We start from the raw sequence: 16,305 nt of genomic DNA, 5'->3' as shown, positions 1-16,305 counted from the left end.
TCTTCGAGGAGATCCATGTCCGCCAACAAGTTGGACCGCAGATCGGTGTTGCGGATGCTCGCCGCAGCGCCGCTGGTTCCTGCCGCGTTGTCGGGGACGGCGCAGGCCGCGCCCCGGTCCTCCGTCGGCACCCTGGGCGCTGACCTGGTCAGCCGTCCCGACCTGCACCCGCCGCTGATGGAGATCATCACCCCGGCGGCGGGCACCGAGCCGGGGCACGTGCTGCTCACGCCCACCGGTGCGAGCACGATGGACGCGAGTGCGCCCGCACCGCGCGCGCCGATCCAGCCGGGCTCGATGCTCATGGACGACACCGGCCAGGCGGTCTGGTTCGGGCCGGCGACCGAGGGCGTGCAGTTCGACCTGAAGGTCCAGCAGTACCAGGGGAAACCGGTTCTGACGTTCTGGGAGGGCTCCGTCGTGGTGCCGCCCGGGTTCGGCCACGGGAAGTTCGTGGTCCTCGACGAGACCTACACCCGGATCGCCGAGGTCGCGCCGGTCAACGGGCTGACCGGTGACCTGCACGAGTTCATCATCACGCCGCAGGGCACGGCACTGCTGCTGGCCTACCGCGAGGTGCGCCTGGACACGACGTCGGTGGGCGGGCAGCCGAACTCGAAGGTGCTGGAAGGCGTGGTGCAGGAGATCGACATCGCCTCCGGTGAGCTGGTCTTCGAGTGGAACAGCCTGGAGCACGTGGGCCTGGACGAGACGTTCTACCCGGTGCCGAAGGACCCCGAGCAGTTCCACGACTACATCCACCTCAACGCGATCTGCGAGGACGGCGACGCCCTGCTGGTCTCCGCTCGCTGCACGCACGCCGTCTACCGGATCGACCGCAGGAGCGGGGACGTGAAGTGGCGCTTGTGCGGCAACAAGAGCGATTTCGCGATGGGTGACGACGCGGCCTTCGCCTGGCAGCACGACGTCCGGCGGCACGCGGACGGGTCGATCAGCCTGTTCGACAACGCCGACGCGGCGGGTCGCGGCAAGTCGCGCGGCATGACGTTGCAGGTCGACGAGTCGGCGAAGACGGCGACGCTGCTGCGCAGCGCGGAGAGTCCGGAGGGGCTGCTGGCTCCCAACCAGGGCAACGCGCAGATGCTGACCAACGGGCACATGTTCGTCGGCTGGGGCGGCAAGCCGTACTTCACGGAGTTCGGCCCGGACGACGAGGTGCTGTTCCACGGCCGCTTCGCCGAGTCGATGGGCTCCTACCGCGCCTACCGCTCGCAGTGGGTCGGCAAGCCTGCCGACTCCCCGGCGGTGGCTGGCAAGCCCGGCGACAACGTGACCAGCGTCTACGCCAGCTGGAACGGCGCGACGGAGATCGCGACCTGGCGAGTCCTCGCGGGCCCCGACGACCAGAACCTCGCACCGGTCGCGGACGCCCCCAAGTCCGGCTTCGAAACCAAGATCGACGCCCAAGGCGCCCACCCGCTGGTAGCGGTCGAAGCCTTGGACGCGGGCGGAGCGGTCCTCGGCAGATCCGCTGCGGTTGCTGTGGCGTGAGGCAGTTCCCAGTTTTAGTCCTAATTGGGCGGCTTTCGTGCCCGAAATGTCTGCTCAGTTTGGACTAAAACTGGGACTTGGTGAGGACGGAGATGTCGTGACTAGTTGGAAGGGGAGGGAGGTTAGGATGTTTTAGACGCTAAGGAGTGCTGATCGTGACCAGGCGCGCGCAGGACGCGAGCGGGAGCGATGCGGCGGTTCCAGGCGCGGACGACGAGCGGGAGGTCCGCCGCCGGTGTCGCCGGGCGCTCGGCGTCACCACGCTCGGCTTGATGCTGGTGCTGGTCAACACCACGTCGCTGAACCTGGCGCTGCCCGCGCTGTCGGCTTCCTTCCAGGTCCCGGCCGCCACGGCCGACTGGTTCCTGGTGGCGTTCATGCTCAGCAACACCGCGTCCATCCTGGTGTTCAGCCGGATCTCCGACATGCTGGGGCGGCGGACGATCTACCTCGCCGGCCTGGTCTGCTTCACCACGATCAGCCTGCTGTGCGCCTTCGCGCCGAACGCCACCGCGCTGATCGTGCTGCGCGCGCTGCAGGGCATCGCGGCCGCCACCACCGTCACCAACACCACCGCGATCCTCACCGACGTCTTCCCGCCCGACCGGCTGGTGCGCGGCCTCAGCCTGAACATCACCGCCGCGTCCATCGCGCAGATGATCGGTCCCGCGCTGGGCGGACTGCTGGTCACCTTCGTCGGCTGGCAGGCGCTGTTCCTGGTCAACGTCCCCATCGGGATCCTGGCCGTGGCGCTGGGTGCGAAGCTCCTGCCGAAGTTGTCGCGCACTCGCGGGCCCGGGGAGCGCTTCGACGTCGCCGGGGCGGCGTTGTCCAGCACCGGCCTGGCCGTGCTGCTGTTCGGCATCAACCGCATCGGTCCGTGGGGCGCGGCCGACCCGCGGGTGTGGGTGGCGATCCTGTTCGGAATCGCGCTGCTGGTGGCGTTCGTGCTGGTGGAGCTGCGGATCTCGGCTCCGCTGCTGGACTTCCAGCTGGTGCGCCGCCCCGGCCGCGGACAGGCCTACGGGGCCGCGTTCTTCAACTCCTTCTGCCGCGCTGGAGTCGTGGTCCTGGTCGGTCTGCACCAGCAGATGGTGGAGCACCGCACGGCGCTGGAGGCCGGGCTCGTCGTGATGCCGCTGGCTCTGCTGATGATGCTGTGCGCGCCGTTGAGCGGCCGGCTCTCGTCCCGCTGGTCGGCGCGCACCCTGTCGAGCCTCGGCGCGCTGCTGGTCGTGGTCGGCATCGCCGGCCTGGCCGGTCAGCTGGCGACCGTGGGGGCACCGCTGGTGCTCATGGCGCTGTGGCTGGGGCTCATCGGCGGTGGGACCGGGCTGTTCACCGCCCCGAACACCGGCTCGATCATGGCCGGGGTCAGCAGCGACCGGCGCGCGGTGGCCAACGGGATCCGCTCGATGCTGTTCAACAGCGCCCAAGCGGCCGGGACCGCGGTGGCGCTGCTGATCCTGACCAGCTGGCTGGGGCCCTCCGGTGTCGCCTCCTACGCCGCGAACTCCGACGATCGCACCGTGCGGCTGGGTTTCGCGGTGGCCGCGGGCGCGATGGGCGTGGCCGCGCTGTCCGGGCTCGCGCTGTCGCTGGCGCGCGGCGGTCCCTGGCGGGCGCGCTGATCAGTCCAGGGCGTGCGCGTCGATGTGCGGCAGGTCGTGGGCGAGGCGGTCGCGCTTGGCGGTGAGGTAGTCGAGGTTGTGCTCGTGCGCGGGGGCCAGCAGCGCAACCCGCTCCACGACCGCGATCCCGGAGCGCTCCAGCCCGCGCGACTTGTCCGGGTTGTTCGACAGCAACCGGACCGAGCGCACCCCGAGGTGCCGGAGGATCCTCGCGGCCGGACCGTAGTCGCGGGTGTCGACGGGATAGCCCAGCGTCGTCGCCGAGTCCACGGTGTCCAGTCCGCGCGAGTCCTGCAGGACCTGGGTGCGCACCTTCGCGACCAGGCCGATCCCGCGTCCCTCCTGACCGCGCAGGTAGACCAGCGCGCCGCGCCCCTCCTCGACGATCCGCTCCAGCGCGAGGTCGAGCTGGTCACCGCACTCGCAGCGCAGCGCCCCGAACACGTCGCCGGTCAGGCACTCCGAGTGGACCCGCACCAGGAGGTCCTCGCTCGTCGCGGGGCCGAAGATCAGGGCCATGTGCTCGAATCCGTCGACCGGGTCGCGGAACGCCAAGGCGCGGAACGGGCCTCGTCGCGTCACCAGCTGCGACTCGGCGACGTCCTCCTCCGCGATGATGTCCCGGCTCGCTCCCCCGCGCATCCGACCCCCTCGTCACCTCGGCCACCGATCGTTACGCTCGGTGCGGAACCCCGACAGTAACCCGCCAGGACAACGGAGGTCATCTTGTTCACCGTCACCGTTCGTGATCACGTGATGGTCGCGCACAGCTTCCGGGGCGAGGTCTTCGGTCCGGCGCAACGCCTGCACGGCGCCACTTTCGTGGTCGACGCGACGTTCACGCGCGAGGAGCTCGACGACGACAACATCGTCGTCGACATCGGACGGGCCACCGGGCAGCTCGGCGAAGTCCTCGGCGAACTCAACTACCGCAACCTCGACGACGAACTGGAGTTCGCCGGGGTGAACACCTCCACGGAGTTCCTGGCCAAGGTCATCGCCGACCGGCTCGCCGAGAGGGTGCACGCAGGGGCGCTCGGCGAAGGCGGGCGCGGGCTGCAGGGCCTGCGCGTGGCGCTGCACGAGTCGCACGTGGCCTGGGCCGGGTACGAACGCGCGCTGTGAGAGTCCACTTCGTCGTCCCCGACGACCCGCACCCCAGCGGCGGCAACGCCTACGACCGGCACGCCGCGGCCGGGCTCTCGGAGCTCGGGTTCGACGTGCGGGAGGTCGCCGTCGCGGGAACCTGGCCGCGGCCGGACGAGGCGGCGCGGACCCGGCTGGCCGACGTGCTCGCCGCCGTCACCGACGGGGGAGCGGTGCTGCTCGACGGGCTCGTGGCCTGCGGCGTTCCCGAGGTCGTCGGTGCGCACGCGGGACGGCTGCGGATCGCGGTGCTGGTTCACCTGCCGCTGGCCGACGAGACCGGGTTGAGCCCGGTGGACGCCGCGATGCTCGACGCCGCCGAGCGCCGGACGCTGCACGCGGCCTCCCTCGTCATCGGCACCGGCCCGCAGGCCGCGCAGCGGCTCGTGCGTCACCACGGGCTCCACCCCGAACGCGTGCGCACCGCCGCGCCCGGGACGGAACCGGCGCCGCTCGCACCCGGGACCGACGGCGTGACGCGGCTGCTCTGCGTCGCCTCGGTGACGGCCCGGAAGGGTCACGACGTCCTGCTCGAAGCCCTCGCGGCAACGCCGCTGACCTGCGAGGTCGTCGGTCCGCAACCCGATCCGGCCACCCTGGACCTGCTCCGGCGCCTGATCGAGCGGTACGAGCTCGGCGGGCGGGTGAGCCTGCGCGGCCCGCTGACCGGCACCGCGCTCGACGACGCCTACGCCGCCGCCGACCTGGTGGTGCAGCCCTCCCGCGCCGAGACCTACGGCATGGCCGTCACCGAGGCGCTGGCGCGCGGCATCCCGGTGATCGCCAGCGCCACCCCGGACGCGCTCGGCGACGGCGGCCTGCTCCTGCCGCCCGGCGACCCCGGTGCGCTCGCCGAGGCCCTGCACCGCTGGACGGCCGACCCGGGGTTCCGGGCCGGGATGCGGGCGGCAGCCCTCCGCCGCAGGGAGGAGCTTCCGACGTGGTCGGCGAACGCGCGGCAGCTGGGCGCGGCGCTGACTAGCCTGGAGGTATGACCGCCGCCGGTTTCGCCGCGGAGTGGCTGACGCTCCGCGAACACGCCGATGCCGAGGCCCGCGCGGCGGACCTGCTGGTACCGCTGCGCGAGTCGCTGCCGAAGTCCCGCCTGGTCATCCGCGATCTGGGCTGCGGCACCGGCTCCATGAGCCGCTGGCTGGCCGGGCAGCTCAGCCGACCGCAGCACTGGGTGCTGCAGGACCGCGATCCGCGGCTCCTGGAGGTCGCGGGCGCGACGGTGACCGGTGACGGCGTCACGGTCGAGCTCCGCCAGGGCGAGCTGGCCGATCTGCGCGGACCCGATCTGCGCGGAACCTCCCTGGTCACGGCCTCGGCTCTGCTCGACGTGCTCACCGCCGGCGAGGTGCGCGCGCTGGCCGCCGCGTGCGTCGAAGCCCGCTGTCCCGCTCTGCTGACGCTGACCGTGGTGGGGCGCGTCGAACTCGATCCGCCGGAGCCGCTGGACGCGCGCTTCGAGGCGGCGTTCAACCGGCACCAGCGCCGTCACCTGCTGGGGCCCGACGCGGTGCCGGTCGCCGCCGGCGCCTTCGAAGCGCTCGGCTTCCGGGTCCTCACCCGCCCGAGCCCCTGGCGGCTCGGGCCGGGCCCGCTGGCCGAGGAGTGGCTGCGCGGCTGGGTCGGCGCCGCGTGCGAGCAGGATCCGGAACTGGGCCCGCAGGCTCCCGGCTACCTGCGTCGGCGGGCCGGGGACCTGCGGGTCGTGGTCCACCACGCCGATCTGCTGGCGATGCCGGGGGAGTCGGCGTGATCCGGCGGATCTGGCCCTGGCTGCGCGTTCTCGTGGCGGTCGGCATCCTCGCGGTGCTGGTGTGGCGGCTGGGCACGGACGCGTTCCTGGACGGGGTGCGCTCGATCGACCCGCCCGCGATGCTCGCGGCGCTGGGCATCGGGCTGGTCACCACCGGGTGCAGCGCGTGGCGGTGGTGCGTGGTCGCGCGCGGTCTCGGCCTGCGGCTGCCGCTGCGCGTGGCGGTGGCCGACTACTACCGCGCGCTGCTGCTCAACGCGGTGCTGCCCGCCGGGGTGCTCGGCGACGTGCACCGAGCAGTCAGCCACGGGCACCGCTCCGGCGCCCTCGGAGCCGGTGTCCGAGCCGTCGTGCTGGAGCGCTTCGCCGGGCAGCTGGCCCTCGTCGCCGTCGCGGGAGTCGTCCTGGTCATCGGCCCGTCGCTGCCGTTCCACCTCGGTCCGGGACTGGTCGTCGCCGCGGCCCTTGCGTGCCTGAGCCTGCTGGTCCCGGCGGTGCGCCGGGCGGTGCTGGCGCTCTGGCGGGACGCGCGTCGCGGCGTGTTCACCCGGCGAGCCGCCGGTCCCGTGGCGCTCTCCTCGGTGGTGACGGTCGCGGGACACCTGGCGATGTTCCTGGTCGCCGCCCGGGTCGCGGGTGCCGACGTGCCGCTCGCGACGCTGCTCCCGCTGTTCGTGCTGGCGCTGCTGGTGATGGCCCTGCCGGTCAACGTCGGGGGCTGGGGGCCGAGGGAGGCGTTCCTGGCGGTCGCCTTCGCCGCCACCGGACTCGCCCCGGACCTGGGGCTGACGACCGCGGTGGTCTACGGGGTGCTCGCCGTGATCGCCGCGCTGCCGGGGGCTCTCGTGCTCCTCCGGCGTTCAGCGCAGCGCCGCGAGGTGGTCTCCGAAGGTCGCGACGAGAGCCGCGAGGAGGTCGCGTCCCTTGCCCGCTGAGGCCAGGGACGGTCTCCCGATCACGCCTGATCCGGCGTAGCGCGGCATCCCGGTGGTGAGCAGGTGCCTGCGGTCGTCGGCGAGGTGATCGCCGGTCTCGTACCCGGACCGGACCAGGTCCGGGTGGGCGTGCAGCAGGATCGAGGTCTCCACCTCGCCCGCGTGCATGTCGCTGCGGGACGGCGTCTCGACGCCCGCGGCGGACCTCGCGACGTCCCAGTCACCGGCCATCGGGAACAGCGCCATGTCTCCGGCGGCCTCCTGGACCACGTTGGACAGCACGTAGTTGCCGCCGTGACCGTTGACCAGCACCAGCTTCGGCACCCCGGAGCGGCGCAGCGAGTCGAACACGTCGGCGACCACCAGGCTCAGCGTCCGCGCCGAGATGCTCACGGTTCCCGGCCAGTCCGCGTGCTCGTGCGAGCAGGAGATCGTCACCGGCGGCAGCAGCTGCACCGGGTGGGCGGCGGCGAGCTCGCGCGCGATCGTGCAGGCGATGACCGTGTCGGTGACCAGCGGCAGGTGAGCGCCGTGCTGTTCGAGGCTGCCGATCGGCAGCATCGCGACGTCGGCGCCGCGGTCGCGCACGTCCTCCGTCGTGTCACCGCTGAGCATGGTCCGCACCGTAGTCAATCCGGTGGCACAGCGCCGGAAGGTCCCCGGACAGCAGGTCGGGCATCTCCTCGAAGCGGCTCGCCCCGGTGATCAGCGAGTCGAAGACCGGATCGGCCAGGAGCCGGAGCGCCAGCGCCATCCGCTCGGCGTAGCCGCGGCGCGGATGCGCGACCACCCCGACCTGGCTGCTGCGGACGGTGAGCCGCCGGGAGTGGAAGAACTCGCCCAGCGGCAGGCTCACCTGCCGGTCGCCGTACCAGCTCAGCTCCACCACCCGGCCTTCCGCCGCGAGCAGCTCCAGCGACCGGGCCAGGCCTTCCTCGCTGGCGCTGGCGTGCACCACGAGATCGCGCTCCCCGGCGGCGTCCTGGGGTGTGGAGGAGGACGCGCCGAGCGCGTGCGCGGTCGCCTCGCGCGCCGGATCGACGTCCACCAGCTGCACCTCGACGCCGGGGAAGCGCGCCAGGAGCGCGGTCACCGCGCACCCCACCATGCCGCCGCCGACGACCGAGACGCGATCGCCGATCAGCGGAGCCGCGTCCCACAGGGCGTTGAGCGCGGTCTCGACGGTGCCGGCGAGCACGGCGCGCTCCGGCGGCACCTCGGGCGGCACGATCGAGACCGCGTCGACCGGGACCACGTAGCGGGTCTGGTGCGGGAACAGGCAGAACACGGTCCGCCCCACCCACTCGGCCGGGCCGTTCTCGACCACGCCGACGTTGAGGTAGCCGTACTTGACCGGCCACGGGAACTCGCCCTCCTGGAACGGTGCCCGCATCCGCTGGTGCTGGGAGGAGGGGATTCGCCCCTGCAGCACGAGGCTTTCGGTTCCCCTGCTCACCGCCGAGTGCAGGGTGCGCACCTCCACCTGGTCCGGAGAACACGCCGGCAGCGCAACGGGCCGAATCTCGCACTTGCCCGCCGACGTGACCCACAATGCTCGTGCGGCCTCAGCCATGGACGACCTCCGAAACCAGGGTGGCGATGATCGAACTCCACCGCAACACAGCGGAGCACCTGGCGTGGGCCGCTGTCCAGGTCGGCGCGCTCGCAGCCGTGGCCGCGACCACCGGTCTCGGACCGGCCGGCTGGGCGGCGGGGATCTCCTGCGCGATCGTCGTCGGGGTGCTGCTGCTCCGGGCGATGCGGCGGCACGGAAGGGCGGCGCTGCACCTCGCCGACCGGATCACGCTGGTCCGGGCGGTGCTGACCACCGTGATCACCGCGCTGGTGGTCGACCGCGCGGAGCCGGCGATCATCGTCGTGCTCGGGGTGCTGGCGCTGATCAGCGACTTCGTCGACGGGAAGCTCGCCCGGCGCACCGGGACGGTGTCGGAGTTCGGCGCGCGGCTGGACATGGAGGTCGACGCCTTCCTGATCCTGGTGCTCAGCGCGCACGTCTCGCTGGAGTTCGGGTGGTGGGTGCTGACGATCGGGGCGATGCGCTACGCGTTCGGGGCCGCGTCCTGGTGCGTGCCGTGGCTTCGCGCGGGGCTGCCGCCGAGCCTCGCCCGCAAGACCGTCGCCGCGGTGCAGGGGATCGTGCTTGTCGCCGCGTCCTCGGGGATCGTGCCGCGCGCACGCGAGCTGATCGCGTTGGCGCTGCTGGCACTCCTGTGGTCTTTCGGACGGGATGTGCTGTGGCTCAGCCGTTCTCGGAATCGATGTTCGGGAAGTAGCGCAGCACGGCCACATCGCCGAGCTTCGCCACGTCTTCGAGGTGGAAGCGGCGGGCGGGGCCGCCGGGGAACTCGGCGGGGTTCAGGAAGCGCGGCGCAGCGGCCTGCCCGATGAACATCGGAGCGATCGCCATGCGGATCTCGTCGGCGAGACCCGCTTTCAGGAACTCGGTGTGAACACCGGTGCCGCCTTCGACCAGCAGCCGTTCGACGCCGCGCTCCGCCAGGTCGTCGAGCAGCGCGGCGAAGTCGAGTGCTGCTCCGAGAGAAGCGATTTCGGCCAGATCGCCCAGTGATCTCCGGGTCGCGGCCGCGCCGGTGTCGGTGGTGTAGACGAGCTTGCCGCCGTCCAGGTGCCACAGCCGGGATGCGGGGTCGAGCTCGCCGCTGCCGGTGACGACGACTTTGAGCGGGTGCTCCGGACGTCCGCGCGCGGTTCGCTGCGCGCACCGGTGGGCGCAGCGGACGAGCAGGCGCGGGTCGTCCTTGCGGACCGTTCCCGCGCCGAGCAGGATCGCGTCGGACTCCGCGCGCATCTGATCGACGTGGTCGAAGTCCGCGGCGTTGGACAGCGGGAACCGCTGCGCGTCCACGTCGTCGATGCAGCCGTCCGCGCTCACGGCAACGCTGAGCAGTACGTGCGGGCGCTTCACCCCACCCACGCTACCCAGTCGCAACCGCGAAGCCCCGGTTTTCAACCGTTTCCCGCCGTCCGCGCGGGTGACGCGCGCTCCGATCACCCCCTTAAACAAAGTGTTGACAAAGCTGGTGATGGCGGCCACTATTTTGGAAACCGGAAATATACATCCGCGATACGGAATTAAGGGGACGGCTGCGATGAGTCACGCACTGCCCTACGAGGTCAACTGCTCGATCCTGCTCACCGACGTACCGCTGCTGGAGCGGCCGGCCGCGGCCAAGGCGGCCGGGTTCGGCGCCGTGGAGTTCTGGTGGCCCTTCGACACCGCGGTGCCCGCGCAGCGCGACGTGGACGCCTTCGTGCGCGCCATCGAGGACGCGGGCGTGCGGCTGGTCGGGCTGAACTTCTTCGCCGGCGACATGCCCGGCGGCGAGCGCGGCCTGGTCTCGTGGCCCGCGCGCAGCCAGGAGTTCCGGGACAACATCGACGTCACGGTCGAGATCGGCGAGCGCCTGGGCTGCACCGCGTTCAACGCGCTCTACGGCAACCGCGTCGACGACGCCTCCCCGGACGAGCAGGACGCCCTCGCCGCGGAGAACCTCGCGCTCGCCGCCCGGTCCGCCGCGCGCATCGGCGGCACCGTGCTGGTCGAGCCGGTCAGCGGTCCGCCGCCCTACCCGCTGCGGACCGCCGCCGACGCCCTCGCCGTCATCGACCGCGTGCAGGCGGAGTCGGGCGCGAGCAACCTCGGGCTCCTCGCCGACCTGTACCACCTCGCGGTCAACGGCGACGACGTCGACAAGGTCATCGCCGACCACGTCGACCGCATCGCCCACGTGCAGATCGCCGACAACCCCGGCCGCAACGAGCCGGGCACGGGATCCCTGCCGCTGCAACGACAGCTCGCCGCGATCGCCGGCGGCGGCTACCGCGGCTGGGTCGGCCTGGAGTACAAGGCCAGCGGTCAAGCGGGCCCCTTCGACTGGCTCCCGCGCGAGCGCCGCAGCTGAACGACAGAACCTCGAGGAGGAAGCAAGACATGAGCTCGATCGCGTTCATCGGCCTGGGCGTCATGGGCAGCCCCATGGCCGTGCACCTCGCCAACGCCGGCCACGACGTGACCGGATACAACCTCTCCCCAAACAAGTACGGTCCGCTCAAGGCCGCGGGCGGCAGCACGGCTGACTCGATCGCCGAGGCCGTCGCGGGCGCCGAGATCGTCTGCGTCATGGTTCCCGACAGCCCCGACGTGCGCGAGGTGCTCACCGGTGACGGCGGCGTCTACGCCAACGCCAAGCCGAACGCGCTGATCATCGACTTCTCCAGCATCCGGCCGGACGTCACCATCGAGCTCGCCCGGGAAGCGGAGGAGAAGGGATTCCGGCTGCTCGACGCCCCTGTCTCGGGCGGTGAGGCGGGCGCCAAGAACGCCGCTCTGTCCATCATGGTCGGTGGGCCCGGCGAGGACTTCGCCGCCGCCGGAGAGGTCTTCGAGCACGTCGGCAAGACCGTCGTGCACGTCGGCCCGACCGGAGCGGGGCAGACGGTCAAGGCCGCGAACCAGCTCATCGTCGCCGCGAACATCCAGGCGCTGTCGGAAGCCGTGGTGTTCGTCGAGTCCTACGGCGTGAACGCCGAAGCCGCGCTGGAGGTCCTCGGCGGCGGACTCGCCGGATCGACGGTGCTCAACCAGAAGCGCCAGAACATGCTCGACCGGACCTTCGACCCCGGCTTCCGCATCGACCTGCACCACAAGGACCTGGGAATCGTGACCGCGGCGGCCCGCGAATCGGGCGTGGTCGTGCCGGTCGGCTCGCTGCTCGCGCAGCTGATGGCCGCCGCCCGGGCTCAGGGCGACGGCGGCCTCGACCACTCCGCGCTGCTGCGCGGCGTCGAACGACTCTCCGGCCGAAGCGACACCTGACCCTCCGCCGAAACGAGGACGAACATGACGCGAATGCGCACCGTGGACGCCGCCGCCCTCATCCTGGAGAAGGAGGGCGCGACGCAGACCTTCGGGCTGCCCGGCGCCGCGATCAACCCGTTCTACAGCGCGATGAAGAAGCACGGCGGCATCCACCACGTGCTGGCCCGGCACGTCGAGGCCGCGTCCCACATGGCCGAGGGCTACACGCGTGCCGAAGCGGGCAACATCGGTGTGTGCGTGGGCACTTCGGGTCCCGCGGGCACCGACATGATCACCGGGTTGTACTCCGCATCGGCGGACTCGATCCCGATCCTGGCCATCACCGGACAGGCCCCGGTCGCGAAGCTGCACAAGGAGGACTTCCAGGCGGTCGACATCCAGTCGGTGGCCCAGCCGGTCACCAAGTGGGCGGTGACCGTGCTGGAACCCGCTCAGGTCCCGGGCACCTTCCAGAAGGCCTTCCAGCTGATGCGCTCAGGCCGACCGGGCCCGGTGCTGATCGACCTGCCGCTGGACGTGCAGCTGGCCGAGATCGAGTTCGACATCGACACCTACGAGCCGCTGCCGGTCGCCACCCCGGCGGCGACCCGGGCGCAGGTCGAGCACGCGCTGCAGATGCTCAACGCCGCCGAACGGCCGCTCATCGTCGCAGGTGGCGGCATCATCAACGCCGACGCGTCGGACCTGCTGGTGGAGTTCGCCGAAACGCTGGGCGTGCCGGTCGTGCCCACGCTCATGGGCTGGGGCGCGATCCCCGACGACCACCCGCTGTCGGCAGGCATGGTCGGGCTGCAGACCGCGCACCGCTACGGCAACGCGACGATGCTGGAGTCGGACTTCGTGCTCGGCATCGGCAACCGCTGGGCCAACCGGCACACCGGCGGGCTGGAGACCTACCGCAGAGGGCGGACCTTCGTCCACGTCGACGTCGAGCCGACGCAGATCGGGCGCGTCTTCGCCCCGGACTACGGCATCGTCTCCGACGCGCGCGCCGCGCTGGAGGTCTTCGTCGAGGTCGCGCGCGAGTGGCGGGAGAGCGGCACGCTCGCCGACCGCGGCGGGTGGAGCCAGGAGTGCCGGGTCCGCAAGTCGGGGCTCCTGCGCAAGACCCACTTCGACGCGGCGCCGATCAAGCCGCAGCGGGTGTACGAGGAGATGAACCGCGCGTTCGGACCCGACACGCGCTACGTCTCCACGATCGGGCTCTCGCAGATCCAGGCCGCGCAGATGCTCCACGTCTACCGCCCGCGCCACTGGATCAACGCGGGACAGGCCGGCCCGCTGGGCTGGACGGTGCCCGCCGCCATCGGGGTGGCCACCGCGGACCCGGAGTCCACAGTGGTCGCCGTCTCCGGCGACTACGACTTCCAGTTCCTCGTGGAGGAGCTCGCGGTCGGCGCGCAGTTCAACGTCCCGTTCGTGCACGTGCTCATCAACAACGCCTACCTCGGCCTGATCCGGCAGGCGCAGCGCGGTTTCGACATGGACTACTGCGTGCAGCTGGCCTTCGACAACATCAACGCACCGGAGGTCGCCGGCTACGGCGTCGACCACGTCAAGGTCGTCGAAGGCCTGGGGTGCAAGGCGCTGCGGGTCTTCGAGTCCGACGGCATCTTCGACGCCTTGGAACAGGCGAAGAAGCTCGTCGCCGAGCACCGGGTCCCGGTGGTGGTGGAGGTCGTGGTCGAGCGGGTCACCAACGTGTCGATGGGCAACGAGATCGACGCGGTCAACGAGTTCGAGGCGCTGGCGGAGTCCGGCGACGACGCTCCGACCGCGGTAGCGGGCCGGTTGTGAGACTGGTCAGGGTGGGCGAACCCGGCGCCGAGCGGCCGGGGGTGTTGGACGCTGCGGGCCTGGTCCGCGACGTGTCCGGGTTCGCCCACGACATCGATGGCGCGCTGCTGGCCGATCCCGAGCGGCTCGCCGCGATCGAGGCGGGGCGGGAGGCCCTCCCGGTTCTGCCCGCAGGCCGGTTCGGGCCGCCCCTCGCGCAGCCGGGCAAGGTCGTGGGCATCGGCCTGAACTACCACGACCACGCCGCTGCGGCGGGCACCGCGCCACCGGCCGAACCCATCGTGTTCCTCAAGCCGAGCAGCGGGATCGCCGGCCCGACGGACGAGATCGTGCTGCCGCCGGGCAGCGATCACACCGACTGGGAGGCGGAGCTGGGTGTCGTGATCGGCACTCGGCTGCGCTCCTGCCCGGATCCCGCCGCGGCGCTGCGCGCGGTGGCCGGGTACGTGGCGGCCAACGACGTCACCGAGCGGGCCCAGCTCGGAAGCGGGCCGACGTGGGTGCGCGGCAAGTGCCACGACACGTTCAGCCCGCTGGGCCCGTGGCTGGTGACCGCCGACGAGATCCCCGACCCGCAGGCCCTGAGCCTGGATCTGCGGGTCAACGGCACTCGGCGGCAGCGGGGCAGCACCGCCGACATGGTCTTCGGGGTCGCCGAGCTGATGTCGCACCTCAGCGGCCTGATGACGCTCCACCCGGGTGACCTGGTGCTGACCGGGACCCCGGCGGGAGTGGCGGCTCTCCACCCGGAGCCGCGCCCGTTCCTCCGTCCCCACGACGTGGTCGAGATCGAGGTCCAGCACCTCGGGCGCCAGCGATCCACGGTGCGGGGATAGGGGCCCGGGGCGGGAGACGAGCGCACTGCCGGGCGCAACCCTCCCGCCCCGGGAGCACCTCGTTCCGCAAGGGGGAAGTTCTCATGAAAACCTCCCCACCCGAGGACGATCCTGGTCCGAACCGACGAGCAGGCACCTGTCGCTCCGATGGGTAGATCGAAGATCCACGATCGGGTGATCATGCGGACGGATTGTGGCCGATTTGATCTAGGAGGAGATCGTTCTCGCAGGTCAGTTGGGATGTCCGTTTCTCTCTCACGTTGATCCGCTCGTGTGGTGGACTCGCTGGGGGAGAATTAACGTTCGCTCCGCGTTGATCTCTGTAGTTCGTGGATGTGCGACCGGATTCGGGCGTTGTCCACTGGCGAAAGTGGGGTAGCGGTGCGAACCGTTCGTGAATCTGCTTATTGGACAGCTGTTCTCGCTCTCGGTGCGGGATTGCTCGTCGGCGCGACTCCTGCGTCCGCCGACAGCTCCGACAACGACGGCCTGAACATCGGCAACGACAACAACCTCAGCGTTCTTCCGGTTCAGCTGTGCGGCAACAACGTCGGCGTGCTCGGACTCGTGGCGCCCATCGGCTCGCCGCAGGAATCCGAGTGCGTGAACGCTCCGATCGTCGACCACCCGGAGAAGCCGGAGAAGCCGAACCCGCCGACGGAGCACCCGCAGCCGCCGACCGAGCACCCGAAGCCTCCGACGCACCACCCGAAGCCCCCGACGCACCACCCCAAGCCGCCGGTCGAGCACGTCTCCGAGGAGCTGCCCACCGCTCCGGCGCCCGAGGTGACCGAAGGCCACGTGGCCGTCACAGGCTGAGAAGCGCCCCCGGTGTCGGCCGGCTCGCGGGTTTCCGCGGGCCGGCCGACTTGTGCTCCCAGCTCCTGCGAACGGCCCGGCGCAGCGCGGATCTTCTGTACGGTGGCGGGAGAGGATCTTCAGTGAGGGGCGGGACATGGGTCTGTTCGGCGGGATGATGGGCAACGCGTCCGGGATCGATCCCCGGGCGGCGGCTAAGGAGTTCGGGCGCCTGCTGGCGGACGGGGAGCAGATCCACGCCGCCTACCAGCTCATCCGCGACTCGCTGATCTTCACCGACCGGCGCCTGATCCTCGTCGACAAGCAGGGCGTGACCGGCCGCAAGACCGAGTACCACTCGATCCCGTACCGCAGCATCACGCACTTCTCCGTCGAGACCGCGGGCACCTTCGACCTCGACGCCGAGCTGAAGATCTGGATCTCCAGCACCGCCGAGCCCGTCTCGCAGCAGTTCGGCAAGGGCGTCGACGTCTACGAGGTCCAGGCGCTGCTGAGCACCTTCGTCGCCCGCTGATCGTTCCGGCGCCGAGCTGCGACGTGGAGTCGCCTCGGCGCCGACGGCCACCTCCCGGTACCTGAACCGGTGATGCCTCCCGCTTCGGCGCTCGCGGCCGTGCGGGGGTGATTGCGCAGCGCTGCGGGAACTGCTCGCCGACTCCACGCAAAGGGGTGAGCGTGTCCACTGAATTGTGCGGCCCAGATCGTGTTCATTTAATGTCGATCAGGACTGATCAGAATTCAGGCGTGAGTCTTTTCGCGGATTTCCACCGGCTCGCCGGTAGCGGCGCGGGAGACGTGGGCCCGCGAGCGTGGAGGTGTTTCGTGCTGGTCACTGGCGCGTGCGACGGCGACCTCTGCGGCGGGTCCTGCGCGGCGTCCTCGTCGGCCGACGGTTCCTCGCCGCCATTCACCGCTCGATTCGTATCGGCGAGATCGATTTCCGATGAGACCTCTCCGCCCTGATCGATCTCATTGTTCGAGGAATTTTCGGCAGATCATTTCA

16 protein-coding genes and 1 pseudogene are annotated in these 16,305 nt (G+C 71.1%); 13 read left to right on the top strand and 4 right to left on the bottom strand.

All coding sequences use genetic code 11. From position 1 onward, the window contains the following. Positions 1–15 precede the first annotated feature (15 nt). Together ACYVF3_RS28030 and ACYVF3_RS28025 are read left to right on the top strand one after the other, a co-directional pair. Positions 16–1,512 carry an arylsulfotransferase family protein gene (locus ACYVF3_RS28030; protein ID WP_461157267.1) on the top strand — a complete coding sequence of 499 codons (1,497 nt, stop codon included), beginning with the start codon at positions 16–18 and terminating at the stop codon, positions 1,510–1,512. Positions 1,513–1,667: 155 nt separating this feature from the next. Continuing rightward, the gene (locus tag ACYVF3_RS28025; protein WP_461157266.1) at positions 1,668–3,143 is read left to right on the top strand and encodes an MFS transporter; all 1,476 of its coding nucleotides are present in this window, start codon (positions 1,668–1,670) and stop codon (positions 3,141–3,143) included. On the opposite strand, the gene ACYVF3_RS28020 is transcribed toward ACYVF3_RS28025, so the two are convergent. Continuing rightward, complete coding sequence (locus ACYVF3_RS28020; protein ID WP_461157265.1) at positions 3,144–3,785, bottom strand: GTP cyclohydrolase II; 642 nt, start codon at positions 3,783–3,785, stop codon at positions 3,144–3,146. An 84-nt stretch (positions 3,786–3,869) separates the two neighbouring features. Here ACYVF3_RS28020 and ACYVF3_RS28015 point away from each other — a divergent pair, with 84 nt between their 5' ends. From ACYVF3_RS28015 to ACYVF3_RS28000, 4 genes are read left to right on the top strand one after another with little or no spacing between them, the layout of a single operon-like run. Next, entirely contained in the window at positions 3,870–4,268 is a 399-nt protein-coding gene (locus tag ACYVF3_RS28015; RefSeq protein ID WP_461157264.1) for a 6-pyruvoyl trahydropterin synthase family protein, read from the top strand. Then, positions 4,265–5,284: a glycosyltransferase family 4 protein gene (locus ACYVF3_RS28010; protein ID WP_461157263.1), complete on the top strand. Its 1,020-nt coding sequence runs from the start codon at positions 4,265–4,267 to the stop codon at positions 5,282–5,284. The genes ACYVF3_RS28015 and ACYVF3_RS28010 overlap by 4 nt, the downstream gene beginning before the upstream one ends. After that, positions 5,281–6,054 (top strand): class I SAM-dependent methyltransferase, encoded by a 774-nt coding sequence (locus ACYVF3_RS28005; protein WP_461157262.1) that lies wholly within the window; start codon positions 5,281–5,283, stop codon positions 6,052–6,054. The genes ACYVF3_RS28010 and ACYVF3_RS28005 overlap by 4 nt, the downstream gene beginning before the upstream one ends. Then, positions 6,051–6,989: a lysylphosphatidylglycerol synthase transmembrane domain-containing protein gene (locus ACYVF3_RS28000; RefSeq protein WP_461157261.1), complete on the top strand. Its 939-nt coding sequence runs from the start codon at positions 6,051–6,053 to the stop codon at positions 6,987–6,989. Before ACYVF3_RS28005 ends, ACYVF3_RS28000 begins: the two co-directional genes overlap by 4 nt. On the opposite strand, the gene ACYVF3_RS27995 is transcribed toward ACYVF3_RS28000, so the two are convergent. Continuing rightward, positions 6,915–7,604, bottom strand: a complete 690-nt coding sequence (locus ACYVF3_RS27995; protein ID WP_461157260.1) for a creatininase family protein — start codon at positions 7,602–7,604, stop codon at positions 6,915–6,917. The genes ACYVF3_RS28000 and ACYVF3_RS27995 overlap by 75 nt on opposite strands. Further along, positions 7,591–8,562, bottom strand: coding sequence for a zinc-dependent alcohol dehydrogenase (locus ACYVF3_RS27990; RefSeq protein ID WP_461157259.1), 972 nt, complete (start codon positions 8,560–8,562; stop codon positions 7,591–7,593). The genes ACYVF3_RS27995 and ACYVF3_RS27990 overlap by 14 nt, the downstream gene beginning before the upstream one ends. A gap of 26 nt (positions 8,563–8,588) precedes the next feature. Between ACYVF3_RS27990 and ACYVF3_RS27985 the strand changes: the two genes are divergently transcribed. Next, positions 8,589–9,398 (top strand): CDP-alcohol phosphatidyltransferase family protein, encoded by an 810-nt coding sequence (locus tag ACYVF3_RS27985; protein WP_461157258.1) that lies wholly within the window; start codon positions 8,589–8,591, stop codon positions 9,396–9,398. Here ACYVF3_RS27985 and ACYVF3_RS27980 read toward each other — a convergent pair. Next, positions 9,358–9,876 (bottom strand): annotated as a pseudogene (locus ACYVF3_RS27980) (RibD family protein); the annotation flags it as partial. The gene ACYVF3_RS27985 and the pseudogene ACYVF3_RS27980 overlap by 41 nt on opposite strands. Positions 9,877–10,120: 244 nt before the next feature. Here ACYVF3_RS27980 and ACYVF3_RS27975 point away from each other — a divergent pair. The 6 genes from ACYVF3_RS27975 (at position 10,121) to ACYVF3_RS27950 (ending at position 15,816) form a co-directional block, all read left to right on the top strand. Next, positions 10,121–10,933, top strand: a complete 813-nt coding sequence (locus ACYVF3_RS27975; protein WP_461157257.1) for a hydroxypyruvate isomerase family protein — start codon at positions 10,121–10,123, stop codon at positions 10,931–10,933. A gap of 29 nt (positions 10,934–10,962) precedes the next feature. Further along, complete coding sequence (locus ACYVF3_RS27970; RefSeq protein WP_461157256.1) at positions 10,963–11,847, top strand: 2-hydroxy-3-oxopropionate reductase; 885 nt, start codon at positions 10,963–10,965, stop codon at positions 11,845–11,847. Positions 11,848–11,871: 24 nt separating this feature from the next. Further along, positions 11,872–13,647, top strand: a complete 1,776-nt coding sequence (gene gcl / locus ACYVF3_RS27965; RefSeq protein ID WP_461157255.1) for a glyoxylate carboligase — start codon at positions 11,872–11,874, stop codon at positions 13,645–13,647. A gap of 11 nt (positions 13,648–13,658) precedes the next feature. Then, positions 13,659–14,483: a fumarylacetoacetate hydrolase family protein gene (locus tag ACYVF3_RS27960; protein WP_461157254.1), complete on the top strand. Its 825-nt coding sequence runs from the start codon at positions 13,659–13,661 to the stop codon at positions 14,481–14,483. Between the two features lie 438 nt (positions 14,484–14,921). Next, a complete protein-coding gene (locus ACYVF3_RS27955; RefSeq protein WP_461157253.1) occupies positions 14,922–15,302 on the top strand; it encodes a hypothetical protein in 381 nt (126 codons plus the stop codon). A 136-nt stretch (positions 15,303–15,438) separates the two neighbouring features. After that, positions 15,439–15,816, top strand: coding sequence for a PH domain-containing protein (locus ACYVF3_RS27950; protein ID WP_461157252.1), 378 nt, complete (start codon positions 15,439–15,441; stop codon positions 15,814–15,816). The last annotated feature ends 489 nt before the right edge of the window (positions 15,817–16,305 follow it).

The sequence above is a fragment of the Saccharopolyspora tripterygii genome (assembly GCF_054778355.1).
The sequence above is the reverse complement of the archived record's forward strand: the minus strand, read 5'-3'. Positions and strand labels throughout refer to the sequence as shown.